General features: G+C 62.7%; 23 protein-coding genes. 13 read left to right on the top strand and 10 right to left on the bottom strand.

Translation table 11 applies throughout. The features are described 5' to 3' along the window. The first annotated feature begins 309 nt into the window (after nt 1-309). From GH665_RS21500 to GH665_RS21480, 5 genes are all read left to right on the top strand, one after another. Nucleotides 310-1,059: a DNA/RNA non-specific endonuclease gene (locus tag GH665_RS21500; RefSeq protein ID WP_153138696.1), complete on the top strand. Its 750-nt coding sequence runs from the start codon at nt 310-312 to the stop codon at nt 1,057-1,059. Further along, the gene (locus GH665_RS21495; RefSeq protein ID WP_153138694.1) at nt 1,052-1,312 is read left to right on the top strand and encodes a hypothetical protein; all 261 of its coding nucleotides are present in this window, start codon (nt 1,052-1,054) and stop codon (nt 1,310-1,312) included. The genes GH665_RS21500 and GH665_RS21495 overlap by 8 nt, the downstream gene beginning before the upstream one ends. Nucleotides 1,313-1,481: 169 nt before the next feature. Continuing rightward, nucleotides 1,482-1,853 carry a hypothetical protein gene (locus tag GH665_RS21490; protein WP_153138691.1) on the top strand — a complete coding sequence of 124 codons (372 nt, stop codon included), beginning with the start codon at nt 1,482-1,484 and terminating at the stop codon, nt 1,851-1,853. Between the two features lie 195 nt (nt 1,854-2,048). Next, nucleotides 2,049-2,390, top strand: a complete 342-nt coding sequence (locus GH665_RS21485; RefSeq protein WP_153138689.1) for a hypothetical protein — start codon at nt 2,049-2,051, stop codon at nt 2,388-2,390. 2 nt (nt 2,391-2,392) lie between these two features. Continuing rightward, complete coding sequence (locus tag GH665_RS21480) at nt 2,393-3,277, top strand: 4-hydroxy-tetrahydrodipicolinate synthase family protein (RefSeq protein ID WP_153138687.1); 885 nt, start codon at nt 2,393-2,395, stop codon at nt 3,275-3,277. Between the two features lie 40 nt (nt 3,278-3,317). Here GH665_RS21480 and GH665_RS21475 read toward each other — a convergent pair whose 3' ends face one another. Together GH665_RS21475 and GH665_RS21470 are read right to left on the bottom strand one after the other, a co-directional pair. Beyond that, the gene (locus tag GH665_RS21475) at nt 3,318-3,923 is read right to left on the bottom strand and encodes a lytic transglycosylase domain-containing protein (protein WP_153138685.1); all 606 of its coding nucleotides are present in this window, start codon (nt 3,921-3,923) and stop codon (nt 3,318-3,320) included. Between the two features lie 133 nt (nt 3,924-4,056). Beyond that, nucleotides 4,057-4,770, bottom strand: a complete 714-nt coding sequence (locus GH665_RS21470) for a Crp/Fnr family transcriptional regulator (protein WP_153138683.1) — start codon at nt 4,768-4,770, stop codon at nt 4,057-4,059. 91 nt (nt 4,771-4,861) lie between these two features. On the opposite strand from GH665_RS21470, the gene GH665_RS21465 reads away from it, so the two are divergent. Further along, complete coding sequence (locus GH665_RS21465) at nt 4,862-5,401, top strand: Mpo1 family 2-hydroxy fatty acid dioxygenase (RefSeq protein WP_153138681.1); 540 nt, start codon at nt 4,862-4,864, stop codon at nt 5,399-5,401. Nucleotides 5,402-5,427: 26 nt separating this feature from the next. On the opposite strand, the gene rarD is transcribed toward GH665_RS21465, so the two are convergent. Beyond that, on the bottom strand, nt 5,428-6,324 hold the full coding sequence (gene rarD / locus GH665_RS21460) for an EamA family transporter RarD (RefSeq protein WP_153138679.1): 897 nt from the start codon (nt 6,322-6,324) through the stop codon (nt 5,428-5,430). Nucleotides 6,325-6,925: 601 nt separating this feature from the next. On the opposite strand from rarD, the gene egtD reads away from it, so the two are divergent. Continuing rightward, nucleotides 6,926-7,909 carry an L-histidine N(alpha)-methyltransferase gene (gene egtD / locus GH665_RS21455; protein WP_153138677.1) on the top strand — a complete coding sequence of 328 codons (984 nt, stop codon included), beginning with the start codon at nt 6,926-6,928 and terminating at the stop codon, nt 7,907-7,909. 105 nt (nt 7,910-8,014) lie between these two features. Here the strand turns inward: egtD and GH665_RS21450 are convergent, their stop codons facing one another. After that, the gene (locus tag GH665_RS21450; protein ID WP_063500556.1) at nt 8,015-8,308 is read right to left on the bottom strand and encodes an acylphosphatase; all 294 of its coding nucleotides are present in this window, start codon (nt 8,306-8,308) and stop codon (nt 8,015-8,017) included. A 166-nt stretch (nt 8,309-8,474) separates the two neighbouring features. Here GH665_RS21450 and hpnA point away from each other — a divergent pair, with 166 nt between their 5' ends. Continuing rightward, nucleotides 8,475-9,488 (top strand): hopanoid-associated sugar epimerase, encoded by a 1,014-nt coding sequence (gene hpnA, locus GH665_RS21445; RefSeq protein ID WP_153138675.1) that lies wholly within the window; start codon nt 8,475-8,477, stop codon nt 9,486-9,488. A 198-nt stretch (nt 9,489-9,686) separates the two neighbouring features. Then, complete coding sequence (locus tag GH665_RS21440) at nt 9,687-10,256, top strand: hypothetical protein (protein WP_153138673.1); 570 nt, start codon at nt 9,687-9,689, stop codon at nt 10,254-10,256. A gap of 86 nt (nt 10,257-10,342) precedes the next feature. On the opposite strand, the gene GH665_RS21435 is transcribed toward GH665_RS21440, so the two are convergent. Further along, entirely contained in the window at nt 10,343-11,515 is a 1,173-nt protein-coding gene (locus tag GH665_RS21435) for a glycosyltransferase (protein WP_153138671.1), read from the bottom strand. Further along, nucleotides 11,515-12,381, bottom strand: coding sequence for a squalene synthase HpnC (hpnC, locus tag GH665_RS21430; RefSeq protein WP_153138669.1), 867 nt, complete (start codon nt 12,379-12,381; stop codon nt 11,515-11,517). Before hpnC ends, GH665_RS21435 begins: the two co-directional genes overlap by 1 nt. Nucleotides 12,382-12,756: 375 nt before the next feature. On the opposite strand from hpnC, the gene ispH reads away from it, so the two are divergent. After that, complete coding sequence (gene ispH / locus GH665_RS21425; RefSeq protein WP_153138667.1) at nt 12,757-13,701, top strand: 4-hydroxy-3-methylbut-2-enyl diphosphate reductase; 945 nt, start codon at nt 12,757-12,759, stop codon at nt 13,699-13,701. Between the two features lie 10 nt (nt 13,702-13,711). Then, nucleotides 13,712-14,872 (top strand): adenosyl-hopene transferase HpnH, encoded by a 1,161-nt coding sequence (gene hpnH, locus GH665_RS21420; RefSeq protein WP_153138665.1) that lies wholly within the window; start codon nt 13,712-13,714, stop codon nt 14,870-14,872. A gap of 126 nt (nt 14,873-14,998) precedes the next feature. Here hpnH and GH665_RS21415 read toward each other — a convergent pair whose 3' ends face one another. Beyond that, on the bottom strand, nt 14,999-15,604 hold the full coding sequence (locus GH665_RS21415; protein WP_153138663.1) for an MlaC/ttg2D family ABC transporter substrate-binding protein: 606 nt from the start codon (nt 15,602-15,604) through the stop codon (nt 14,999-15,001). 212 nt (nt 15,605-15,816) lie between these two features. On the opposite strand from GH665_RS21415, the gene hpnN reads away from it, so the two are divergent. Both hpnN and GH665_RS21405 read left to right on the top strand, forming a co-directional pair. Beyond that, nucleotides 15,817-18,432, top strand: a complete 2,616-nt coding sequence (gene hpnN / locus GH665_RS21410) for a hopanoid transporter HpnN (RefSeq protein WP_153138661.1) — start codon at nt 15,817-15,819, stop codon at nt 18,430-18,432. 2 nt (nt 18,433-18,434) lie between these two features. Then, on the top strand, nt 18,435-19,391 hold the full coding sequence (locus GH665_RS21405) for an MlaA family lipoprotein (protein ID WP_153138659.1): 957 nt from the start codon (nt 18,435-18,437) through the stop codon (nt 19,389-19,391). A gap of 427 nt (nt 19,392-19,818) precedes the next feature. Here GH665_RS21405 and GH665_RS21400 read toward each other — a convergent pair whose 3' ends face one another. The 3 genes from GH665_RS21400 to hpnE are packed head-to-tail and all read right to left on the bottom strand — an operon-like array spanning nt 19,819 to nt 23,879. Then, nucleotides 19,819-20,550 (bottom strand): phosphorylase, encoded by a 732-nt coding sequence (locus GH665_RS21400; RefSeq protein ID WP_153138657.1) that lies wholly within the window; start codon nt 20,548-20,550, stop codon nt 19,819-19,821. A gap of 3 nt (nt 20,551-20,553) precedes the next feature. After that, nucleotides 20,554-22,611, bottom strand: coding sequence for a squalene--hopene cyclase (gene shc, locus GH665_RS21395; RefSeq protein WP_153138655.1), 2,058 nt, complete (start codon nt 22,609-22,611; stop codon nt 20,554-20,556). Then, a complete protein-coding gene (gene hpnE / locus GH665_RS21390) occupies nt 22,608-23,879 on the bottom strand; it encodes a hydroxysqualene dehydroxylase HpnE (RefSeq protein ID WP_153138653.1) in 1,272 nt (423 codons plus the stop codon). Before hpnE ends, shc begins: the two co-directional genes overlap by 4 nt. Nucleotide 23,880: the final 1 nt, after the last annotated feature.

Below are 23,880 nucleotides of genomic sequence, written 5' to 3'. Positions count from 1 at the left end.
TTCGATCTTCAACGCGCGCCATGCTCTGCGCTGCGTCGGCTTAAGTCCTTCTTAAGTTTGCATGCGTAGAGTTGGAAATCCACGCATTAGGGTCGCTGCAAAGCGGCCCGTTTTTTTGGTGCAAAGCTTTTGAGGCTTTGTGCCTGGCGCTTCTTCCGCTTCTTCCCGTCTTCCGCGCGCAGCATTTTTATCGCTGCGGGCGCCACGCAAAAACGGCTTCCTCCCGCCCGTGTTCCGCTGCGTTCCACGTCGCTCGATAAGGGTTCGCGACGCTATACTTGCGCCCCCGATCCTTCAACTCACTGACACATGAAGAAGTGGTTTGCCTGTCTGTTATTCGCCGTTTCCGCTCACGCGAGCACGGCGCCTTCCTGCATCCAGTTCACCCCGAATGCGCAATGGCCGGTTCTGACCAATCAGAAGATGGCACCAAAAACGCGCATGCTTTGCTATAGCGATTTCGCGGTGCTGCACTCGGGTATCACGCACGGTCCGCTGTGGTCCACCGAGCATCTGACGCGCGACCATATCGAAGCCGCCAAAGACATGGTCCGCACCAACAAATTTTTCGAAGACGCGCGTTTGCCCGACGGCGAAGGTGCCACGCTCGCGGACTACAAGCGTAGCGGCTTCGATCGCGGGCATATGAGCCCGGCGGGCAATCGCTGGACTCAGGAAGCGATGGCACAATCGTTTTCGCTGGCCAACGTGGTGCCGCAAAATCGCGAGAACAATCAGCGCTTGTGGGCACGTATCGAAACGTCGGTGCGCAAGATCGCGACGTCGTACGACGATACGTATGTCGTCACCGGGCCGATTTTCAGCGGCCAGCAACTGCAGACCATCGGACCGACGCGCGTCTTCGTGCCGACGCAATTGTTCAAGGCGGTCTACGTGCCGTCCCGCAAAATGGCGTTCGCGGTGGTAGTGGACAATGTCTCGACCAACCGTTACGACATCCGGACGATTCACGAACTCGAGGCGGCCTCGGGCATCCGTTTTCCGGGCATTCCGGAGAATCTCAAAGACCAGCGACCGGGAGGACTAAAAGGTGTTTAAACCCTATTCGAACGATGACGACGTGCTCAACATCCAGGGCGATGCACTCACCGTCAGCAACGGCACCACGCGCGTGGTGCTGAACGGAACGCTGGAACTGACGCGAGACCAGCGCGGGCTGAAGGCGGCATTGGCATTGAAAGAAGCAATCGATGCAATCGTAGCCACATTGCAGGCGCAGGCCGACTTGCCCGCCAAGGTAAAGGACGAGCCCGACGCGAAACCGGGCGTCGTGCAGAATCCGTTTCAATAGCGCATTCACCGAAACGGCACTGATTGATTCAGCACCCCGATATGTATCCGCCGTTACGTTTTGTCACCAGAGCACCGTCAACTGCTGTCTTCCGGCCAACGTTAAACCGGCAGCGCTGAAACATTTCAGCCGCGACACAAAGAACAACCGGTTTAACAGGAGTTACATCATGAAGACGCTTTTCGCTGCTCTCGCTTCCGCTCTCGTCGTGTCGACCGCATTCGCACAAACTGCAGCGCCGTCGGCCGCGCAACCCGCGCAAACGCAACCCGCCGGTCAAGCGAATCTGAAGGCGAGCACCGCCGTGCAAACCGGCGCCACGGACGAAGGCACGGCGGCAACGAAAGCGCCGACAAAGGCCGCGACGAAGGCGCATGTGAAGAAGGCTTCCGCCACGCATACGGCGAAGGCTCATAAAGCCACCAGGAAGGCCGCTGTCGAACCGAGCGCAAGCAAGACAAAGACGGAGAGTGCGAAAGAGGCCAGCAATGCCCCGGCAAAAGCCGACGGCGCAAAGACCGACGCGACAAAGACGCAATAACACGTGATCGGTTTTCGGCACGCACCGGCCAGGCATGCGTAGTTAATCGAAGCCGAACTGTGCCGTTCAGGGAGGGCGAGTCTCGCGACTCGCCTTTTTTTCGTCAGAGCCCCCAATTTTTGCACTGTGTTTACCCGTAGACGTCTAATCTCGAACTGTCTTGATCAACCATGGCGTCAACGAACGCCGCATTAAATGGCTCTCACGCAATCAATCGACAGCTTCGAAACGCAGCCGCTCAGCGCGCCGCCGGTCCAACGCAACAATGTCATTCCTTTCCCCACGGCTCGCGCCCGCTTGCAGATAACCCTGCCCCATCCGTCGCACGATCTTCCCGGCACCCAGCTCCGCACACTGCTTCATTCTCCGCTCGGCGTATACGTGGTCAGCACGGAAGCCGTACGTGAAGAAGTACGCGTGCAACTCGACATCGCACTCGACGACCTCGACTTCACCCTGCATACGCTGATCTCGACACTCCCCGCCGCACTGATCGGACCACTGAAGCGCCGCCATGCCGTCGCAAAGGCACGCTAATCATGTTTTCAGGTATCTGGTTGCCTATCGTTACCCCGCTGCGTAACGGCGAAGTCGACGTCGACGCGTTGCAACGCCTCGCGGACTACTACCTGAGCACGGAGATCAGCGGTTTTGTTGCCTTGAGCACGACGGGCGAAGCCGCTTTGTTACAGGAATCCGAACGCCTCACCGTGTTGCAGGCGCTGACCGACGTCGTCGGCTCCCGCTTGCCGATGCTGATCGGCGTCGGCGGCTCGAATACGCGCGACGTCCTGCACGAGATTCAGCGTTATGAACGCTGGGACTGCACGGGTTATCTGATTTCGCCACCGTCGTACGTATGTCCGGATCAGGCTGGTGTGCAATGGCATTTCGAACAGGCGGCCCTCGCCACCGAACGCCCTATCGTTCTGTACGACGTGCCGCATCGGACCGGCGTAGCGATTGCGCCGGACACGGTTGCGCGCCTGGTCGAGTACGGCAACATTGTCGCGATCAAGGAGTGCGTCAAGGAACACTTCAGCAAGCTGCGCGGCCTGCCGATCAACGTGTTGTGCGGCACCGACGAAGCGCTGGACGACTGCCTGCACAACGGCGGCACAGGCGGCATTCTGGCCAGCGCGCATGTCTGCGCGGATCTTCTGGTCGCAGTACAGGAATTGATTCATGCCGACCGCGAGCAGGATGAACGCAACCTGTTCGCCAGCCTGCTGCCCGTGTTGCGTCTGCTATTCGCGGCGCCTAACCCATCCGCGATCAAGGCGATGCTGGCGTTCGACCATGCCATGACCGATGAAACGCGTATGCCGATCACGCGCGCTTCGGCACAACTCGTCGAACGTCTGAGCACTGCACGCGACAGGTTGCAAGATCTGCGCGCCGAGTTCGCCGGGGCGATGAGCTAAAAACGCTAAAGCAGAAACACATGCGCCACGAATGCGTCAATCATTCGTGGCGCAAACTTGCGTCCAGGCGCTGCATCCGCAGCACGACACGCCGCGCGTAACCGCGGCCGCCGCCGCTGTAGCGAAGCAGCGCGGCATCGAGATCGCCACCGCTCTCGTCAAGGTAAGCGCGCAAGATGGTCGTGCCGATCCGCACGTTGATCGCCGGATCGGACAAATCAGTTGTGCCCGCAATCAATTGAGGATGCGCCGCGGGCAACACCTGCATGAGCCCACGCGCGCCCGCGTTGCTGACCGCGTGGCGATCGAAACTCGACTCGACCGACATCACGGCAAGCAGCAAAACCGGCGAGATGGCGTGACGGTCGGCTTCGATCAACACCGCGCGCGCAATCTTCATGGATTCCAACGGTGCGACGCGAAACTGCGCGCGCAGCATGGCGGTGATATCGCTGAGCGCCGGCAAGCCGGAGTCAGGCGTTGAATCGCTCGCGGCAGTTGGCGCGGCCAACGTCGATTGCGCGTCGGCAGCGTGGGAGGCAGCGGCAAGCGAGAAGACGATTGCCGCGAACAGGGTCTTCAGGCTGAATTTCGAACCAGGATCGTGTTGTGTTTGCACACCATCCAGAGCGCTATTTCCATGCATATTTTCGCTTCCTGACCGGGGTGGCTCGACCTTACCGGGCTTGGTGTAGCGAATCGCCAAAGAAATAGGGGTGCGCCGTAAAATGCTTATAAAGACGCGTCGTCGTGCGCGACCTGAGCACGACCCGGTTCGATCAGTCTGCGGCCGGATTCAGATCGGCTAGCGCGCTGAGTTTCTGCACATCGGCGATTTCGATTTCCGCATAACGCAACTTCAGCGCGCCCTGCGTTTCGAATTGCTTGAGCACCTGATTGATCGTCTGCCGCGACAAGGCCAGCATCATCGCCAGGTCCTCCTGCGGCACCTTGAGTACGCGCCGCATTGCACCGGGCTCGCCGTAGCCGCCTGCCATCAGCAACAAGCGCCGCGCCACGCGCGGTGCGGCGGGCAGCAAGGCGGCTTCTTCAATGGCGTCGAAAGCGAGGCGCAGTTTTTGCGTCAACAGCAAACCGAAAGCATGCCAGTACTCGGGCGTGCGTTCGAGCAGCGTGGCAAGCGCCGCACGCGGCACATGAAACAGCTCGGCATCGCGCTCGGCATACGCGTCGTGGGTTCGCGGGCGGTTATCGAACAGCGCGATCTCGCCGAACCAGTTAACCGGCTCGATAACCGCAAGCAAGGCTTCCTTGCCGGCCGAACTCGCCGCGCCGATTCGCATCAGGCCGTCGAGCACACAATAGAGGCCATCGTCGGAATCGCCGCGCGTGAAAAGCCGTTCACCGGCAGCAAGGCGCTCGATACGCCCCGCCTGGATCAGCTGCGCCTGCATGGCAGTGGGCGCCGAGCGAAACCACGCGCTGCGCGCCAGCAGCGCGGCAAGCTCATTCGATGAAAAACTCGCAGTCATAGGACGGCATCCGTGCCCGATTGTCGGCTACCCGATGGTTTCAAATTCCGCTGCCCGCGATTATGCTGACTTTGATTGAGGAGCGGCATCCATGAGAACGCTGACACAACAGCTTACGCAATACGCGGCCTACCATCGCGACCGGCGCAACATCGCCACGCATTTCGTCGGTATTCCGATGATCGTGCTGGCGCTCGCGGTCTTGTTGAGCCGGCCGGCTTTCGGCCTGGCCGCGCTGCCGTTTACCTTATCGCCCGCGTGGGTATTGTTCGTCGCGGCGACTATCTATTACCTGGTGCTCGACGTGCCACTCGGCGTGATGATGGCCGTGGTGTCGGTACTGTGCGTCGCGTGCGGACAATGGCTCGCCGCGCAGGCTACGCTCACCTGGCTCGCCTCGGGCATCGGCCTCTTCGTGATCGGCTGGGTGTTTCAGTTCGTCGGCCATGTCGCCTACGAACATCGCAAGCCGGCATTTGTCGACGACGTGATGGGCCTGCTGATCGGACCGCTATTCGTGCTCGCTGAAGCGTTGTTCGGTTTCGGCTGGCGGCCGGCGCTGCGCGAAGCGATCGAAGCGCAGGTCGGCGCGACGCGTATCAATGCGGATCGCGCAGCCGTGCACCGCTAAACCGCTGCGCCTTCTGCGCCACAAGCTCAACGCGGCGCGAACCGAACGAGCCGCACGCTATGCAATGCCGTCAGCGCAACCGCGATCCAGATCGGAATATAGGTGGCCAACTGCGCGGCATTGAGCGTCTCGCCAAGCAATGTGATCGAAACAAACACCAGCAACACCGGTTCGACATAGCCGAGGATGCCGAACAACGCGACCGGCAATAAACGGCTTGCCTTCAGATACGAAGCGAGCGCAAGCGTGCTGAGCGCGCCGAGGCCAGGCAACAACAGGCACCACATATCGATACGTCCGCCGATCGTCGCCAGCGAGCCGCCGATGAAGATGAACACAGCCGCGGCCGGCAATAGCAAGGCCATTTCCACCGTGAACATGGCGAGCGAATCCTGGTTGATTTTGCGGCGCAGCACGAAATACGGCGGATAGCCGAGTGCCACGAGCAAGGTGGGCCACGAAAAGGCACCCGTCATCCACAGTTCGTGCGCGACGCCCAACGCGGCGCAGATCACAGCGAGCCACTGCAAGCCGTCGAGGCGCTCGTGATAGTAGAAGCGCCCCACCAGCACCATCACGAGCGGCAGCAGAAAATAACCGAGCGAGACCTCAAGCATGCGCCCGTGCAGTGGCGCCCATAGAAACACCCACAGTTGCGCACCCAGCAGAACCGCGCTGACACCCATCGCCATGGCAAGCCTCGGCTCCGTCACCATGCGGTAAAGAAGTTGCCGAAGAATGGGCAGACGTTTGCGCAATACGATCAGCAGCAACGCGCCGGGCACGGTCCACACGACGCGCCACGCGAAAATGTCGAGGCCGTTCAACGGCGCAAGCAGTTTGGCGTAAGCGGACAGTAAAGCAAACATCGCGGACGCGCCGACGGATAACGCAATTCCGCGCTTTGGGTCATACTGGTTCATTGCGCGGCCCGTGATGCAGTTGCCTTGGCGTGCGGTGCAGGTGTGTGCGACGCAGCAAGGGGCTGCGCGCTTCGAATTGTTGTCATTGGAAGTGAAGTCTCTCAATCTGGCAGCGCGTCTTGTGGTGTGAATCAGCGCTGCGTTTTTATCTTCGACAGGCGATGCAAGCGGGCGTCAACGGGCATAAGCGGGCATTCTAGACGGGTTCGCGGCCAACGTGCCCGTTCGCTCATTGCAGGAAGCAGCAATTTTCCCCGTGCGCATCGTGCGCCGATGCACTAGAACATAACTTCACGCGCGCCTGGCCAATCTGCAACTGCAACGCCGGCAAGTTCCCGTGCAGTTGCTCAAGCGCGAATCTTGCTTCGAAGTCTGGCGACGCCGTTTGCAACCTCATCCGAGACATCGCGGATATTCGTAGTAACGGTCAGCCGTCATTTGCAACCGTCATCTGCAGCATCAACGAGCCGGGCCGGTAAAGGCAGTCCATACGGACTTGAGCCAGCCCTTCTTTCCCGCGGCATGCAGCAACTTCGTTTCACCGCGCATGCCACCGCCCGGCCGGCAATCCCGCTCATCGAATGTGACTACTGGAGCCAGCATGACCCAGCCAGCCCTATCGCACGACGCGTCGCCCGATCTATTCCGCGCGACCTTTGCCGCCGCCGTACGCGCCGGACTCACGCACACGCCGCAGAAAGAACTGCCGTCGAAGTATCTGTATGACGAAGTCGGCTCCGCGCTATTCGAAGTGATCACCGTTCTACCCGAATACGGCGTGACACGCGCCGAGGAACAGCTGCTGACGAAGCACGCGGCGGATATCGTCGCGCATTTGCCGCATGACGTGACCGTTGCCGAACTGGGCAGCGGCAGCGGCCGCAAAACGCGGCGCATTCTGGAGGCGCTGTGTAAAAAGCGCCCCACTTCTTACTGCCCGATTGAAATTTCGCGCAGTGCGTTGCAGTTGTGCAGGCGCGAACTCGGCGACATCGAGCGCATTTCGATCGTCGGTTATGAACGCGATTATCTGGCGGGTCTGGCCGAAGTGAGCAAGAACCGCGCGGCGGACGAGCGCTTACTCGTGCTGTTTCTTGGCAGTACGATCGGCAATTTCGGCAGACTCGCGGCAACGCGTTTTCTGCGCGATATCCGCAACATGATTGCGCCCGGCGACGCGCTGCTGCTCGGCACGGACCTGATCAAGCCGACGCCGGTGCTGATAGCCGCCTACGACGACGCGGTCGGCGTAACCGCGTCGTTCAATCTGAATCTGCTGGCGCGTATCAATCGCGAGCTCGACGGCGATTTTCCGCTCGATGCCTTCGAGCATGTCGCGCGCTTCAATCCGGACGCGCGCAGCATTGAAATGCATCTGCGTGCGAAGCGCGATCTCACCGCGCACGTGGGCGCCGCGCAATTGACGGTCTCGCTCAAGGCAGGCGAAACGATCTGGACCGAGAGCAGCCATAAATATCGCGCGGACGAGGTGCCCACGATCGCAGACGATGCGGGCTTCGTATGCAGCCATCAATGGATCGAAGACGGCTGGGGCTTTGCGGAGAGCCTGCTGGTCGCGCGTTGAGCGCACCCGACCGCTGCCGGCCGACGGGAGCGGCCGGACCAACACACAAAGGCGGTGCGCCGTAACCATGATGGCGCACCGCTTTTTTCCTTTGCGCGAAGCCGCTCAGTGCTGCTCGAACCGTTCGTAGCGCTTTTCGGTGGCGCGTTCTTCGCCGGTCACTTCGGTCACGCGCGCCGCCGGCGGCCCGTGACGCAGCCACGACAGCATCCGGTCGACCTGGTTGGCCGAGCCCTGCAACATCGCTTCGACGGAACCGTCGTCGAGATTTGCCACCCATCCCTTGATACCGAGCGCGTGGGCCTGCCGCACGGTGGCGTGGCGAAAGCCCACGCCCTGCACGGTGCCGCGCACCCGCACGTAATACGTTTCGATCCGCTGATCCAGATCCGGGGCCATGCCGTCCTCTCCTCGCAATTCTTTCAAGCCGGCATTCTAGTCGCGCCGCGACGAGAATGCTCGGCCACGTTTCATCAGTTCGCCCGCGCGTCTGGACCGCCCGGCGCGCCACGCGGCGCGCGCGACACGTACAATCCGTCGACTGTCACGCAGGGAATGAAACAGAATGACCGAACAGAATCGCGATCTCGTGCTCGTAACCGGCGCATCCGGCTTCGTCGGCTCGTCGGTGGCGCGCATCGCGCAGCAGAAGGGTTTCAAGGTGCGCGTGCTGGTGCGCGCCACCAGTCCGCGCAAGAACGTCGAGGCGCTCGACGCGGAAATCGTGGTCGGCGACATGCGCGACGAAGCGTCGATGCGCAACGCGCTGCGCGGCGTGCGCTATCTGCTGCACGTGGCGGCCGACTATCGCCTGTGGGCGCCGGACCCGAGCGAAATCGAGCGCTCGAATCTCGAAGGCACCGAGGCGACCATGCGCGCGGCGCTGAAGGAAGGGGTCGAACGTATCGTCTACACGAGCAGCGTGGCCACGCTGAAAGTTACCAGCTCCGGCCAATCCGCCGACGAAACCTCGCCGCTCAAAGCCGGCCAGGCGATCGGCGTGTACAAGCGCAGCAAGGTGCTGGCCGAACGCGCGGTGGAGCGCATGATCGCCGAGGACGGCCTGCCGGCCGTGATCGTCAATCCATCCACGCCGATCGGTCCGCGCGACGTCAAGCCGACGCCGACCGGGCGCATCATCGTCGAAGCAGCGCTCGGCAAGATTCCCGCGTTCGTCGATACGGGGCTGAACCTCGTGCATGTGGATGACGTGGCGGCCGGCCATTTCCTCGCGCTTGAGCGCGGCAAGATCGGCGAACGCTACATTCTCGGCGGTGAAAATCTGCCGCTGCAACAAATGCTCGCGGATATCGCGGCGCTGACCGGGCGCAAGGCGCCGACGCTGAGTTTGCCGCGCTGGCCGCTTTATCCGCTCGCCGCGGGCGCCGAAGCCGTCGCCAAAATCACAAAGCGCGAACCGTTTCTCACCGTCGACGGTCTGAAGATGTCGAAGAACAAGATGTACTTCACGTCGGCGAAGGCGGAACGCGAGTTAGGCTATCGCGCACGGCCTTATCGCGAGGGCCTGAGCGATGCGCTCGAGTGGTTCAGGCAAGCTGGATACTTGAACAAGGCCTGATAAAGCCCAGAGGCGGGCACCACCGATCGGCGGCGTAATCAGCAGCGCGCCGCTTCGGCGGCACCACTGAACTCACCCAGGTCACACCGGTGCTCCGGCGTGGCCTGCACGCATTTTGTTACAACGTCACTGTGTTAGCGACAGGTAAAAGCCTACGCGCAACAGTTAAAATCGTAGGTCTTACCAGAGAAACCTCGCATGAATCTTCACGAACAGCTCGGCGCGCTGGAAGTGGGCGTCGATCAGCTCATCCAGGCTGTCGTGGCCCCGCAGGCCGAAAACATCCCCGAGACATCCGCAAACGTCACGGCGCAAGAAGCGCCGGCGGCCAGTCATGCCGCGTCCGAAGCGGCAGCGGAGCGCGTGGCGCCTGAAGCCGCAAGCGCAGCGGCAGAAGCTGCGGAGTCCGCACCTGTGCCCGCCGCAGAACCGGCCGCCCAGTTGCAACCCACACTCGAAATCAACCGTCCCGCACAGAACGAGATCACCATGACGATCGGCGGTCAGACGGTGGCGCTGCGTGCCGAACAGATCGGGCAATTGATCGAGGAGTTGTCGAACGCACGTGCCTCGATGACGCCGGAACCGCCGCCGGGCATCCCGCCGGGCTGGCGCTTCGTTTCGACGAAAAATCCCGTCATGGCCGTGCAGAAGCAGTCGAATGGCGATCGCCTGCTGGTCATGCGCCACACCGGTCACGGCTGGGTGCCGTTCACGTTCTCACCCGACATGGTGATCCAGATGTACATGATGCTCAGCAAGGCCTGATACAAAGGCAAAGGTCGATGTAAAAAAAGCGGCGCCCAAAGGCGCCGCTTTTCTTTTCGTCCGACAAATCGCTGGACGTGCGACTTTTAGCGCTCCTGCACCGGTGCCTGCACGCGCGCCTTCCATTGGCCGCCCTTGCCGCGCCAGTAACGCACCGCTGAGGCAAACGTCGCGCCGACATAGAACAGCGCCACCAGCGGCAGAAACGGCGCCCACAGCGGCGAGCGGCGGTAATAGCTGAGCATCGGCGCATACGCGCAGCACATCAGCGCCCACGCGAGCCACGCAGGCCAGCCCAGCGGCCCGAGCACCAGCGCGGCCACGGGCGGCATCAGGTAGATGATCGTCATGCCCAGCAAGGTGCCCGCCAGCAGCAGCGGCGAGTAATGCAACTGCGTAAAGGCCGTACGCGCGATCATGTTCCAGATATCGCGCCAACTATCGTAAGGACGCAGCGACACGCTGCGCGCCGCCACATCCAGACGGATCGGATGACGCCCCGTGCCGCGATGCTTGATTCGCGCGGCAAGGCTGCAATCGTCGATCAGTTCGGCACGAATCGATTCGATGCCGCCCGCCTCTTCGAGCGCGCTGCGCCGGACCAGCATGCAGCCGCCCGCAGCCGCGGCCGTGCGGTTACGCGGATTGTTGACCCACGAGAACGGGTATAGCTTGGCGAAGAAAAACACGAAGGCTGGAATCAGCGCCTTCTCCCAGAACGAATCGCAGCGCAGACGAACCATCAGCGAAACGAGGTCGCGCTTTTCCGCGTCCGCACGGACCACGAGTTGCGTCACAGCGTCGGCCGGATGGCCGATGTCCGCGTCGGTGAGCAGCAGGAAATCGGCCGGCAGGCCAAGCGTGCGCACCGCCTCGATCCCTTGCGACTGCGCCCACACCTTGCCGGACCAGCCCGGCGGCAGCGGCTTCGCGCTCAGCACCGTCAGGCGATCCGGGCATTGCAGTTGCAATGCGGCCGCGCGGGCAGCGTCGGCGGTGCCGTCGGTGCTGTGGTCGTCGACCACGATCACATGGAATTCGCCGGGATAGTCCTGCTCGAGCAGGGAGGTGACGGCTTGCGCGATCACATCGACTTCGTTGCGTGCCGGCACCACGGCGGCAACCGCGGGCCACGTTTCACGCGGGTCGAGCTTCAGCGGCGCGGCGGGACGCGCCCGCCAGAAACCGCCGCGCGCGAACAGCAACACGCACCAGATCAGCAGGGAAAGACAGGAAAGAAGAAACAGAACCACCACCATTAAGCATTACCCTCGAGTGAACCCGCTTCTACGCCGACGCGCCGCGACAGGCGCATCACCACAGTGCGTATCGCGACGACGCACCAGTCAAAAGTGTTGAGCACCGGCCGCTCGCGAAACACGTCATAGCCGGCTTTTTCGATCCGCTCGAGAATGCGCAAACCGCCGTGAATTGCGCCGCACAACTCGATGCCGAGCCGCCCAGGAATCCGTAATGCGAGCGGCGCGCCACGTACCAGCGTGGCCCGGACAAACGAAATCTCGTAGGCCATCAGTTTTACCCACGCATCGTCGACGACGCCTCTCGCGATCTGCGCCTCAGTCACGTTAAAGTGCCGCAAATCGGCGAGGGGTAAATACAGGCGGTCCTTTTTCCAGTCGGCGGCGACTTCCTGCCAGAAGCTGATCAGTTGCGCCGCCGTGCAGATCGCATCGGCGTCGGCGAGATTCTCCGGCGTGGCGGCGCCCACCAGATGCAGCATCAGGTGCCCGATCGGGCTGGCCGAGTGGCGGCAATAGTCGAGCAAGGCGGCCCGGTCCGCGTAACGGTTGTTGTCGATGTCCTGACCGCAGGCGTGGAGCAGATCGTAAAACGGCGCGAGCGGCAGTTTATACTGCGCGATCACGCCGGCGAGCTTGCCGAACAGCAGCGGGTGCACCGGTGCCGCGCGCCGCTGCGCTACCGCGTCGAGGCCGGCGCGAAAGTCGGCGAGGCGGGCATGCCGCTCGGCCGGGCTCCAGTCGCCTTCATCGGCGATGTCGGCGGCGGTGCGGACAACCTGATAGATAATGCCGATAGGCGCGCGCAGCGCCTTTGGCAGCAACACGCTCGCGACCGGAAAATTTTCGTATTGATCGACGTCCATCCAGCGAGCCTCGAAACCATTCTGTAATGCGGCAGCCGATATGTGCCGCAGGACCACGTAGTTTAAGGGTTCCGTTAAACCGGTGCAGCCTGTAATCCAGCGTGTAATCATTACCAGCCGTGCACTGCCAACCGCATCATGCCGCCATGCGCCATGGATACGACGCTGGACGGCGAACCCGCGGCGCGGCGGTAGTCCAACACCCTGACGGGCCTGTCAGAGCAAAGCCGGCCTGATAGCGTTAGAATGCGCGTTTGGTTTTGCTGTACCGGCTCGTCGCCGGGGCTCAAGACGTCAACTAGATAGATGGTCGCGGCGATAAAGTCAGATTTACCGGCTTCTTCGAAACCCGCGTCAGTCGGAGTTCGCCAATTTATGCGAGTCATCCTTGCTCAACCCCGCGGCTTTTGTGCGGGTGTTGTTCGTGCAATCGAAATCGTCGATCGCGCATTACAGCAACACGGCGCGCCCGTGTATGTTCGCCATGAGATTGTTCACAATCGCCACGTGGTGGACAACCTGCGCCAGAAAGGCGCGCGCTTTGTCGAAGAACTCGATGAAGTGCCGCATGGCGCCGTGGCGATTTTCAGCGCGCACGGTGTCGCGCAGACCGTCGAGCGCGACGCGGAACAGCGCGGCCTCGACGTGCTCGACGCAACCTGCCCGCTCGTAACCAAGGTTCACGTGCAAGGACGCCAATATGTGGCGGCGGGTCGTACCCTGATTCTGATTGGCCACGCCGGCCATCCGGAAGTGGAAGGCACGATCGGCCAGATCCCCGGCAAGGTGCTGCTGGTGCAGAGCGAGGCCGAGGTCGCGCATCTGGACCTGCCGCTCGATACGCCGCTTGCGTACGTCACGCAGACTACGCTGTCGGTCGACGACACACGTGGCATCATCGACGCCCTGCTGCGCCGTTTCACCGACATCGTCGGTCCCGACACGCGCGACATCTGCTACGCCACGCAAAATCGCCAGGCGGCGGTGCGCGAGTTGAGCAAAGAGGTCGATGTACTGCTGGTGGTGGGCGCAACCAATAGCTCGAACTCGAACCGGCTGCGCGAGATTGGCAGCGAAAGCGGCGTGGCAAGTTACCTCGTCGCCGACGGTTCGGAAGTAAAGCCGGAGTGGTTTGCCAACGTGCAAACTGTCGGCATTACGGCCGGTGCTTCGGCACCGGAAGAAATGGTGAAGAACGTAATCGATGCGCTGCGCGCATTGGGGCCCGTCGATGTCACGACGATGGCGGGCCGTGAAGAAAAAGTCGAATTCAAGTTGCCATCGAAACTGATGCAACCACTCGCTGCACGCGAAGTTTAAGGAGGACGTCTTGTCTATTCCGCTGCTACAGAAAGTCCGGGTCGGCGCCTACATCATGCGCCAGCATATGTCTGGCAACAAACGCTACCCGCTCGCATTGATGCTGGAACCGCTGTTCCGCTGCAATCTTGCCTGCAATGGCTGCGGCAAGATCGATTATCCGGATCCCATCCTGAATCAGCGTCTGTCGCTCGAAGAATGCCTTGGCGCAGTCGACGAATGCGGCGCACCGGTTGTGTCGATCGCGGGCGGCGAGCCGCTCCTGCACAAGGAAATGCCGCAGATCGTGAAGGGCATCATCGCGCGCAAGAAGTTCGTGTACCTGTGCACGAATGCGTTGCTGATGGAAAAGAAGATGGACGACTACGAGCCGAATCCGTACTTCGTCTGGTCGGTTCACCTCGACGGCGACCAGCAGGCGCACGATCACTCGGTGTCGCAGGAAGGCGTGTACGACAAAGCTGTCGCCGCTATCAAGGAAGCGAAGCGCCGTGGTTTCCGCGTGAACATCAACTGCACGCTGTTCAACGACGCCGTGCCGGAACGCGTTGCCGCCTTCTTCGATACGCTCGGCCCGATGGGCGTGGACGGCATCACCGTCTCGCCGGGTTATGCCTATGAGCGCGCACCGGATCAGCAGCACTTCCTGAATCGCGACAAGACCAAGCACCTGTTCCGCGAGATTTTCAAGCGCGGCAACAACGGCAAGAACTGGTCGTTCAGCCAGTCGGGCATGTTCCTCGACTTCCTGGCCGGCAATCAGACCTACGAGTGCACACCTTGGGGCAACCCGGCGCGCACCGTGTTCGGCTGGCAGAAGCCGTGCTATCTGGTCGGCGAAGGTTACGTGAAGACCTTCAAGGAACTGATGGAAACCACGGAGTGGGAAAAGTACGGTACGGGCAACTACGAAAAGTGCGCGGACTGCATGGTGCACTGCGGCTTCGAGGCGACTGCCGTGATGGATACGGTGGCACACCCGTTGAAGGCATTGAAGGTCAGCCTGCGCGGTCCGAAGACTTCGGGCGCTTTCGTGAAAGACATTGCTCTGGATAAGCAACGTCCGGCCGAGTACGTGTTCTCGCGCCACGTCGAGATCAAGCTGGAAGAGATTGGGCGTGCGGGTAAGGGCAAGAAGGTGCAGACGGCGGCTTCCGCTTCCGCGCACTAAGCTGTCTTGGGGCGGCTGGGTGCCGCTCCTGGTGCAGTTTTGTCCGTTCCCTGCTGGATATATTGCAAAAAAGCGCGGTGGCCTGATTGCCACCGCGCTTTTTCTTTTGGTGCGACCTGAGCTGGTTTAGCCGTCGCTTCGTGCGTTATGCGCAGTCAGGAACTTGATCAGCCCGTCAACACCGCCTTTGGAAATCTGATCGGCGAACTGCGTCTGATAAACCTGAATCAGCCAGGCGCCCATCATGTTGATGTCGTAAATTTTCCAGCCGTTGGCGCCCTTGGTCAGCCGGTAATCGATGGCGTCATCGCCACCATTGCTGATCACGTGCGATTGCACCACCAGGTCCTTGGCGCCGGCCGACACCGTGACGGGCAAGAACTTGAACTTCACGTCCTGATCGCGCAACTGCGAAAGCGATGCGGCATAGGTACGTACCAGCAGCAGCGTAAACTGGTCGTATAACTGCTTCTGCTGTTCCGGGGTCGCCGTACTCCATGCCTTCCCTACCGCGATCCGCGTGGTCCGCTGAAAATCGGTAGCCGGCACAAAGCGCGTTTGAACCAGTTCGGTAATCTTGGCCATATCGCCACCGCGCGCCTGCGGATCGGCCTTCATCGCGGCAACCGTGCCTTCAACGGCAGTCTTCACCACGGCATCAGGCGCACTTTGCGCATAGGCCGCCGTGGACACCACGGCCGCAGCCAGAAAAGCAGACAGATAACGTTTCATACGCTCGCCACAACCCCAAAAAGTAAGCGCCGGCAGGCTCACGAGCCCACGGCGAAAGCAGGATAGACCAGTATACCGATATTGCGTTCCCACCCCGGCCGCGCTGCCCGGGAGCCTGCCTTGCTACCGAAGTAGAGCCGAGTCGCTCCGGCTCTGTATACTTGTGCACTTTCGTCAAAAACACCACTCGTGATAAGGCCACCTCCGCCTACATGCTGAAGTCATCTATCGTCCGTCTCGTCGCCTATTCGGTGCGCCATCCGTTACGGATCATCGCCCTGTCAGTCGTGCTCGCCATATTGAGCGGCATCTACGTCGCCCATAACTTCAAGATCAACACGGACATCAGCCGTCTCATCGAGACCGACAAGCAATGGTCGTCGCTCGAAAACGCCATGGACACGGCCTTTCCCGACCGGGGCGACACGGTGCTGGTAGTGGTCGAAGCCCGCGCGCCGGAGTTTGCCGATGCCGCCGCCAATGTGCTGACGGCCGCGCTCAAAGCCGATTCCAAGGAGTTCGTCGCAGTGTCGCAGCCTGCCGGCGGCCCCTTCTTCGAACACAATGGCCTGCTGTTCCCGTCGACCGATGAAGTCCTCTCGACCACTTCGCAACTCGTCCAGTCGCGTCCGCTCGTCAATGCACTTGCGCACGATCCGAGCCTGACCGGCCTCGCCGGCACGCTCACCACGAGTCTGTTGCTGCCGCTCCAGCTTGGGCAGGTGAAGTTGGCCGACATGAGCCATTTGCTGTCGCAAAGCGCCACCACGCTCGACCGCGTGCTGGCTGGCCAGCCGGCGGCGTTCTCGTGGCGTGCGCTGGTCGACAAGGGTGTTGCCACGGATCCGGCGCGCGCCTTCGTCACGGTGCAGCCGGTTGTGAACTACGACGCGCTGGAGCCGGGCGCGAGCGCGTCGAAAGCGATCCGTGCCACCGCCGCCTCGCTGCATCTCGATACGCGCTACGGCGCCACGGTCCGTCTGACCGGCCAACAGCCGCTCGCGGATGAAGAATTCGCGTCGGTCCAGGACGGCGCCGTGCTCAACGGCATCGGCACCTTCATCGTCGTGCTGGTCATTCTCTGGCTGGCGCTGCGCTCGGGCCGCATGATCCTCGCCGTGTTCATCACGCTGTTCGTGGGGCTTGCGATCACCGCGGCGCTCGGCCTGCTGATGGTCGGCGCGCTCAATATGATTTCGGTCGCCTTTATGGTGCTGTTCGTCGGGCTCGGGGTCGATTTCGGCGTGCAGTTCGGCGTCAAATACCGTGAGGAGCGCAATCGGGACGACCGCCTTTCCGCCGCCCTGATGCATACCGCGCACAGCATCGGCGTGCCGCTGACGCTCGCGGCCGTGGCGGTCGCGCTGAGCTTCTTCTCGTTCCTGCCGACGGCTTATCGCGGCGTGTCGGAATTGGGCGAGATCGCCGGCGTCGGCATGTTCGTCGCGTACTTCACCAACATGACGCTGCTGCCGGCGCTGCTGAAGGTCTTCAACCCGCCGGGCGAAGCCGCTTCCCCCGGCTTCAAGCAACTCGCCCCCGTCGACGATTTCCTCGATCATCATCGCAAGCCGGTGCTGATCGGCACGCTGATCGTCGTGATCGGCGCCACGCCGTTGCTCACGCATTTGCGTTTCGACTTCAACCCTTTGCATCTGAAAGACCCGCATACGGAATCGATGGCGACGCTGCTGTCGCTGAAAGATTCGCCGGAAGCGGCGGTCAACAACGTGCACGTGCTGGCGCCGACGCTGGCGGATGCGGACCAGAAGGCCGCACATCTGCGCACGCTGCCGGAAGTAGGCCGCGTGACCACGCTCGACACCTTCGTTCCGGCCGAGCAGCAGCAAAAGCTGATGCTGATTGCGAGTGCCGCGCAGCAGCTCTTGCCCGCGCTGCAGCAACAGCCAGCGCCTCAAGCCACGGACGCGGTGCGCGTCGCCGCATTGAAGCGCGCGTCGAACCAGCTCTCGCTCGCCGCCGACGATCACCCGGGCCCGGGCGCCGCCGAAGCCAAGCATCTGTCCGCCACGCTGCAGAAGCTGGCCGCCGCCGACGCCGCCACGCGCGACCGCGCCGAAACCGCGATGTCCGAGCCGCTGCGCATCGCGTTGAAGCAACTGGCGGATCTGTTGCAGCCGACCGAGATTACGCGCGACAACCTGCCCAAGGAGATCGCCAAGGACTGGGTTTCGAAAGACGGCCATGCGCTCGTCGACATTGCGCCGAAGGTCAAACCCGGTGTCGATCCGAACGACGACGCGATGCTCGCCCGCTTCGCCCACGCGGTGAAGAAGGCGGAACCGGGCGCGATCGGCGGACCGATCTCGATCCTGCATTCCGCGGACACGATCATCAAGGCCTTCCTGCAGGCTGCCTGCTGGGCCTTGCTGTCGATCGCGATCCTGCTGTGGATTGCGTTGCGGCGGCTTAGCGATATGCTGCGCACGCTGGTTCCGTTGCTGGTATCGGCGCTGGTGACATTGGAGTTGTGCGTGGTGTTCGGCATGCCGCTGAACTTCGCGAACATCATTGCGTTACCGCTGATGCTCGGCGTGGGCGTAGCATTCAAGATTTACTTCGTCATGGCGTGGCGCCACGGGCAGACTAGCCTTTTGCAGTCGAGCCTTACGCATGCCGTATTGTTCAGCGCGGCGACCACGGCGACGGCGTTCGGCAGCCTCTGGCTATCGCACCATCCGGGCACGTCGAGTATGGGGCGCTTGCTGGCACTCTCATTGTTTTGCACACTGATCGGCGCGGTGGTGTTCCAACCCGTGCTGATGGGCAAGCCGCGCCAACGTCGCGGAAAGCAGAAAGGAATCTAGGCATGAAGCTGCGAACCACCGTGCTGGCGCTGGCCGCCACCGGTCTGATCTCTGGCTGCGCGACCGGCCCCGACCGCAAACCGGGCGACCCGTTCGAGCCGGCCAACCGCGTGATTTTCAAGTTCAACGACGGTTTGGACCGCTTCGTCGCCGTTCCGGTCGCCAAGGGATACCAGAAAGTGACGCCGCAGCCCTTGCGCACCGCGGTCAGCAACTTCTTCTCGAATCTGGGCGACCTGACGAACGCCGCCAACAACCTGTTGCAACTGAAGATCACGGACGCGACGGAAGACATCGTGCGCTTCGCGTTCAACTCGACCTTTGGCCTTGGCGGTCTGCTCGACTGGGCGACGCCGGCCGGCTTGCCGAAGCACCACCAGGACTTTGGTTTGACGCTGGGCCACTGGGGCATCCCGTCCGGCCCGTACCTTGTGTTGCCGCTATTCGGTCCGAGCACGGTGCGTGACAGCATGGGTCTGGTGGTGGATGTGAAGTTCAACCCGCTGAACTACATCGAGCCGGCGGTACGCAATCCGCTGTACGTGCTGCAATTCGTGAGCGTACGTTCCGACTTGCTGGGCGCATCCAGCCTGCTGGAGCAGGCTGCGCTGGACAAGTATTCATTTGTCCGCGACGCCTATACGCAGCAGCGCAAAGCGCGGCTGCGCGGCACAAGCGACAACGCCGCCCCGCTCCCGAACTACGACGACGAGGGTGGCGACTCCGGCGCGGCCGCGCCCGCCAAGGGCGCTTCGGGCGCATCAGGTGCAGCCACCGGCGTACCCAACTACACGGACCCAGGCGACGCCGCCGAGGCCCCGAACGCCGCGTCAGGAAGCGCCACAGGCGCCCCGGCAGGCGTACCGAACTACACGGACCCGGGCGACACACCAAGCGCCCCAGCGGCCGCGCCCGCAGCAGCGTCGGGCGCAACGCCTGCGGTACCGGCGACACAGTAAAGGATCAAAATCGGATGCTTTGGAGCGCACTGCGCTCCAAAGAAAAGCAGACTGAAGTAGACGGTTTGAAGAAGTACCGTGTCGGCGCGCGAAGCGCCGCCGGAAGTATGACGGCCTTGTCACTAGCGCCGAATGTGCGGGAACACGGATTCCAGATGCACCACTACCGTGGCTGTGCGGGGGACCCGCTTAAGAGCTTGCGGTGTGAAGCCGCTTTCTTTTGCCTACTTTTCTTTGCGGCAGGCAAAGAAAAGTAGGTGCCGCCCCGCACAGGGGCAACGCTAATAGACCACTAACAAAACAAGGAAAGGCCAACGAAAAACCCACCACCCTTAATCGCACCAAATACAAGGCTTTCCCTTAGCATTTCAACAGACGCTGAATTGCCAGCGGAGAGTGGCAGCGCAACCAGCGCACGCGGCGTCCCTCAGGCAGCCGCCAACCGCAAAACCCCCGCCTCGCCCATCGCATGCCGCGCCTGCACCAGCGAGGTCCGCGCCGCCCGCGCATCGACCGCGACCTGAATCAGCGCTCCGAGCTGCGACGGCTGCCGCAGCAGCTCCCGCAAAATCGGTCCTAGCGCCGTCGTGCCATCGTCACGCAAGCCCGCCGTTGCAGCCGAAGGCAACGTCCGCCACGCCGGATCGACAATCGCGCGGCACACCGCAAACGGCAGCCCATGCGCGGCGGCCGTGGCGCCGGCAATGTGCGATTCCATATCAACGGCCAAAGCGCCCGTCGAGCGATGCAGCACGCCCTTGTCGTCGGCGCTGACTAAAGGCGCGGTCACGACCGCCATCAGGCCGCGTCGCAAACGTGCCGCGAGCGGTCCTGTCGATAACGCGGCGGCGAGCCTGTCGGCCCATGGCCGGTCGGTCTCGAGCCGCCCAAATGGCCCCTCGACAGCCTCCGCAACGATCAGCGTGCCCGGCGCCAGATCGGGCGCCAAACCACCCGCCGTACCGAAACTGACAATCCCCGAGCAACCGCGCGCGACCGCTGCGCTCAACGCCCGCTCAAGCAGATCGGCGCGCGCCGCGTAGACCACCTCAACACCGTTGCCGCGCGCGATGCGCGCCTCAAACGCCATCCCCGTCACCACGATCACCGGCAACGCGCCGTGGCCGATGCCGGCTGCCGGCGTTGTCGAAAACGTCATCCGTTACATCCCGACCGCGACGCGCGTCAGCCCGTTGCGTTTCAGATGACGGAAACGGGCCAATGCCCACAACGGGAAGAACTTGCGATAGCCGTGATAACGCAGATAGAACACGCGCGGGAACCCCGTCGCCGTGAAACGCGTTTCATCCCACAGGCCGTGCTCGCGCTGTTCGCGCTGCAAATACTCGACGCCGCGCGCCACCGCCTCGTGATTGACCTCGCCCGCCGCCATCAGGCCCATCAGTGCCCACGCGGTTTGCGAAGCGGTGCTCGGCGCGCGCTCGTAGCCGCGATAGTCGAGCTTGTAGCTTTCGCCGCCCTCACCCCAGCCGCCGTCTTCGTTCTGGATCGACAGGAGCCACTGCGCGGCGCGCTTCATGCGCGGGTCGTCGTGCGGCAAACCTGCTGCGTTCAGCGAACATAGCGCGGTCCACGTGCCGTAGATGTAGTTCAGACCCCAGCGGCCGTACCAGCTGCCGTCCGATTCCTGTTCCTTCAGCATGTAATCGAACGCCCGCTGCGCCGGTTCGCTGCTCTTCGGAAATTCGCCGAGTTGCGCGAGCATCGACAGGCAGCGGCCCGAGACATCCGCGGTTGGCGGATCGAGCAACGCGCCATGATCGGAGAACGGAATGTTGTTCAGGTAGTACTGCGTGTTTTCCGGTTCGAACGCGCCCCAGCCGCCATCGCTGCTTTGCATGCCGACCACCCATTCGCGCGCCCGCGCAATGGCTTCACGATCCACATCCGATTGCGTCAGCGCCGCCGAGCGCTGCATTGCCATCGCCACGACCGCCGTATCGTCGACGTCCGGATAGTGCGCGTTGTTGTACTGGAACGCCCAGCCGCCAGGACGCACATTCGGACGGCGCGAAATCCAGTCGCCGCGCACGTCGAGAATCTGCAGCGGACGCAGCCATGCGAGCCCGCGTTCAGCCGCTTGCTCGGCGTGCGCTTCGCCGGTTTCGAGCAGCGCGTGTGCCGCGAGCGAGGTGTCCCACACCGGCGACAGGCAGGGCTGGCAATATGCTTCGTCATCCTTGATAACCAGCAGCTTTTCGATCGACTGACGGGCAATCGCGCGGTTCGGATGATCGGCCGGATAGCCGAGCACGTCATACATCATCACCGAGTTCGCCATGGCCGGGAAAATCGCGCCGAGGCCGTCTTCGCCGTTCAGCCGTTCGTCGACAAAGCGTACCGCCTCGCGCACCGAGCGGTCGCGCGTCACCTTGGGGAACAGGCCGTCGACCATGCGCAACATCACGTCCACCCCGCTGAAGAAGCGGAACCAGCCCTGATGCTGATGCGGCGCCCGCTCGCGCATGCCGGTGTTCACCGGCGCGCCGCGGAACAGTTCGTCGATACGCACCCGACGGGGATTGCGCGCCACCGGCCGCTTCGCGTTCAGCACCAGCAGCGGCACGATCACCGTACGCGCCCAGTACGACACCTTCGACAGATGGAACGGGAACCACTCCGGCAACAGCATGATTTCCACGGGCATCATCGGCACGGCGCGCCAGGACACCACGCCGAACAGCGCGAGCAGAATCCGCGTAAACACGTTCACCGTTTCCGCGCCGCCGTTCGCCAGAATCGCCTCGCGGGCGCGAACCATGTGCTCGGCATCCGGCGAGTCGCCGATCATTTTCAGTGCGAAGTACGCCTTCACGCTGGCGCTGATATCGAGCGCGCCGTCGGTGAAGAGCGGCCAGCCGCCGTCCACCTGCTGGATGCGGCGCAGATAGCGGGCGATCTTCTGCTCCAGTTCCAGGTTCGGCGTCTCGCCGAGATAGTGGACGAGGAGCACGTATTCGGCGGGAATCGTCGCGTCGGCTTCGAGTTCGTAGACCCAGTGGCCGTCCGGATTCTGTGCGGCGAGGATCGCGTCGGTGGCGCGCGTGATCGAGGCATCGAGCGAAGTCGCGACCGCTTGCGGCGCGGCAGCGGATGCGGCATCCGGCATCAGGTTCGGCACATTCGGCACATTCGGCGCCGCATCGGCGAATTCAGGCAGGACGGCGTCCAGCGGCTGAGCTTGAGATAAGTCGTTCATCGGCGTTCCATCGGTTGATTCAGCAGCGTGTCCGCGGCCTTCTGGCCGGAGCGGATCGCCCCTTCAATCGTCGCGGGCAGGCCGGTAGCCGTCCAGTCGCCCGCGAGCATCAAATTGTTCCAGCGAGTGCGCGTGCCGGGGCGCAGCGTTTCCTGATCCGGCAAAGCGGCAAACATCGCGCGTGGTTCCGTCACGACCTGCCAGGCCGGCATCGGCTCGACCGCCAGATTGGCGGCCTGAGCCACTTCGGCCCAGACGGTTTTCGCGAGCGCTTCGTGCGCTGTGTCGAGCAGACGCTCGGCGGCGTTGACGGTGACCGACACGCGGCCCTCGAAGGCGAATAGCCAGTCGGCCGTTGCATTGAGCAGTCCCGTGACCGGTGCCATACCGAACGGCGGCTCGACGGCAAAATGCACACTAACGTTTGCCGCGAAGCGAGCGGGTGAGCGCAAGCCGGGCACGAGCGTCTGAGCAATGTCCGGCGGCACCGCGAGCACCACGGCCTGGTTCGCGTCGAGCGCGATGCTTTCGTCCGCGAAATTCAGTGCCGAGACGCGCGCTGGGCCAGTATCGGCAAACACCATATTCTGCAAGCGCGAGCCGAGCCGGATTGCCGCGCCGCCATGCTGCAACAGACGCAGCGCCGGGTCGACAAAAGCACTGCTCAACCCATTGCGCGCCATCAGCGGCCGGCACGCGAGACCGCCGGCAATAAGCGTTTCCCTGACCATCGCACCCGTCAGCTCCGCCGACGCTTCACGCGGCTCGACATTGAGCATCGCGAGAAACAGCGGCCGCAGCAAACGGTCCCACAGCGGACCATTGCAGCGCATGGTGTGCGCGACGGTGCGCGCGGGCTTGGCGAACAGCAGCGGCAGCAGCGTCAGATAGTCGCTCGGGCCGGTATTGGGCACACGCGCGTTCGCGTCGAAGATCCACCAGGGCAGAAGGCCCGGCGACATGCGTACGGTCCAGCGCGCCTGCGTCGCCAGATCCACGAACGGATATTCGGGCTGCGCCGGGCCGACCAGTTCGTCGGCGGCGCCGATCGCGCGCACATAATTGAGCGTGGCGGTATTGCCCGACAGCACCATGTGATTGCCGCTATCGAGGGTCGCGCCCAGCTGGGCGTCGTAATACGAACGGCAACGGCCACCCGCCTCGGACGCCGCCTCATGCAGCACGACTTGCGCGCCGCGGCGCTGCAATTGCACCGCTGCGGCCAGGCCGGCGAGGCCGGCGCCGATCACATGGATGAGCTTCGGCATC

It is taken from the genome of Paraburkholderia agricolaris (genome assembly GCF_009455635.1).
Lineage (GTDB): Bacteria > Pseudomonadota > Gammaproteobacteria > Burkholderiales > Burkholderiaceae > Paraburkholderia > Paraburkholderia agricolaris.
This window is presented reverse-complemented; position numbering and strand designations above follow the sequence as displayed.

Bases quoted from the DNA above. Each gene is read 5' to 3' on its own strand.
- GH665_RS21500 (WP_153138696.1), top strand. From the start codon at position 310: ATGAAGAAGTGGTTTGCCTGTCTGTTATTCGCCGTTTCCGCTCACGCG.
- GH665_RS21490 (WP_153138691.1), top strand. From the start codon at position 1,482: ATGAAGACGCTTTTCGCTGCTCTCGCTTCCGCTCTCGTCGTGTCGACC.
- GH665_RS21485 (WP_153138689.1), top strand. From the start codon at position 2,049: ATGGCTCTCACGCAATCAATCGACAGCTTCGAAACGCAGCCGCTCAGC.
- GH665_RS21480 (WP_153138687.1), top strand. From the start codon at position 2,393: ATGTTTTCAGGTATCTGGTTGCCTATCGTTACCCCGCTGCGTAACGGC.
- GH665_RS21475 (WP_153138685.1), bottom strand. From the start codon at position 3,923: ATGCATGGAAATAGCGCTCTGGATGGTGTGCAAACACAACACGATCCT.
- GH665_RS21470 (WP_153138683.1), bottom strand. From the start codon at position 4,770: ATGACTGCGAGTTTTTCATCGAATGAGCTTGCCGCGCTGCTGGCGCGC.
- GH665_RS21465 (WP_153138681.1), top strand. From the start codon at position 4,862: ATGAGAACGCTGACACAACAGCTTACGCAATACGCGGCCTACCATCGC.
- rarD (WP_153138679.1), bottom strand. From the start codon at position 6,324: ATGAACCAGTATGACCCAAAGCGCGGAATTGCGTTATCCGTCGGCGCG.
- egtD (WP_153138677.1), top strand. From the start codon at position 6,926: ATGACCCAGCCAGCCCTATCGCACGACGCGTCGCCCGATCTATTCCGC.
- GH665_RS21450 (WP_063500556.1), bottom strand. From the start codon at position 8,308: ATGGCCCCGGATCTGGATCAGCGGATCGAAACGTATTACGTGCGGGTG.
- hpnA (WP_153138675.1), top strand. From the start codon at position 8,475: ATGACCGAACAGAATCGCGATCTCGTGCTCGTAACCGGCGCATCCGGC.
- GH665_RS21440 (WP_153138673.1), top strand. From the start codon at position 9,687: ATGAATCTTCACGAACAGCTCGGCGCGCTGGAAGTGGGCGTCGATCAG.
- GH665_RS21435 (WP_153138671.1), bottom strand. From the start codon at position 11,515: ATGGTGGTGGTTCTGTTTCTTCTTTCCTGTCTTTCCCTGCTGATCTGG.
- hpnC (WP_153138669.1), bottom strand. From the start codon at position 12,381: ATGGACGTCGATCAATACGAAAATTTTCCGGTCGCGAGCGTGTTGCTG.
- ispH (WP_153138667.1), top strand. From the start codon at position 12,757: ATGCGAGTCATCCTTGCTCAACCCCGCGGCTTTTGTGCGGGTGTTGTT.
- GH665_RS21415 (WP_153138663.1), bottom strand. From the start codon at position 15,604: ATGAAACGTTATCTGTCTGCTTTTCTGGCTGCGGCCGTGGTGTCCACG.
- hpnN (WP_153138661.1), top strand. From the start codon at position 15,817: ATGCTGAAGTCATCTATCGTCCGTCTCGTCGCCTATTCGGTGCGCCAT.
- GH665_RS21405 (WP_153138659.1), top strand. From the start codon at position 18,435: ATGAAGCTGCGAACCACCGTGCTGGCGCTGGCCGCCACCGGTCTGATC.
- GH665_RS21400 (WP_153138657.1), bottom strand. From the start codon at position 20,550: ATGACGTTTTCGACAACGCCGGCAGCCGGCATCGGCCACGGCGCGTTG.
- shc (WP_153138655.1), bottom strand. From the start codon at position 22,611: ATGAACGACTTATCTCAAGCTCAGCCGCTGGACGCCGTCCTGCCTGAA.
- hpnE (WP_153138653.1), bottom strand. From the start codon at position 23,879: ATGCCGAAGCTCATCCATGTGATCGGCGCCGGCCTCGCCGGCCTGGCC.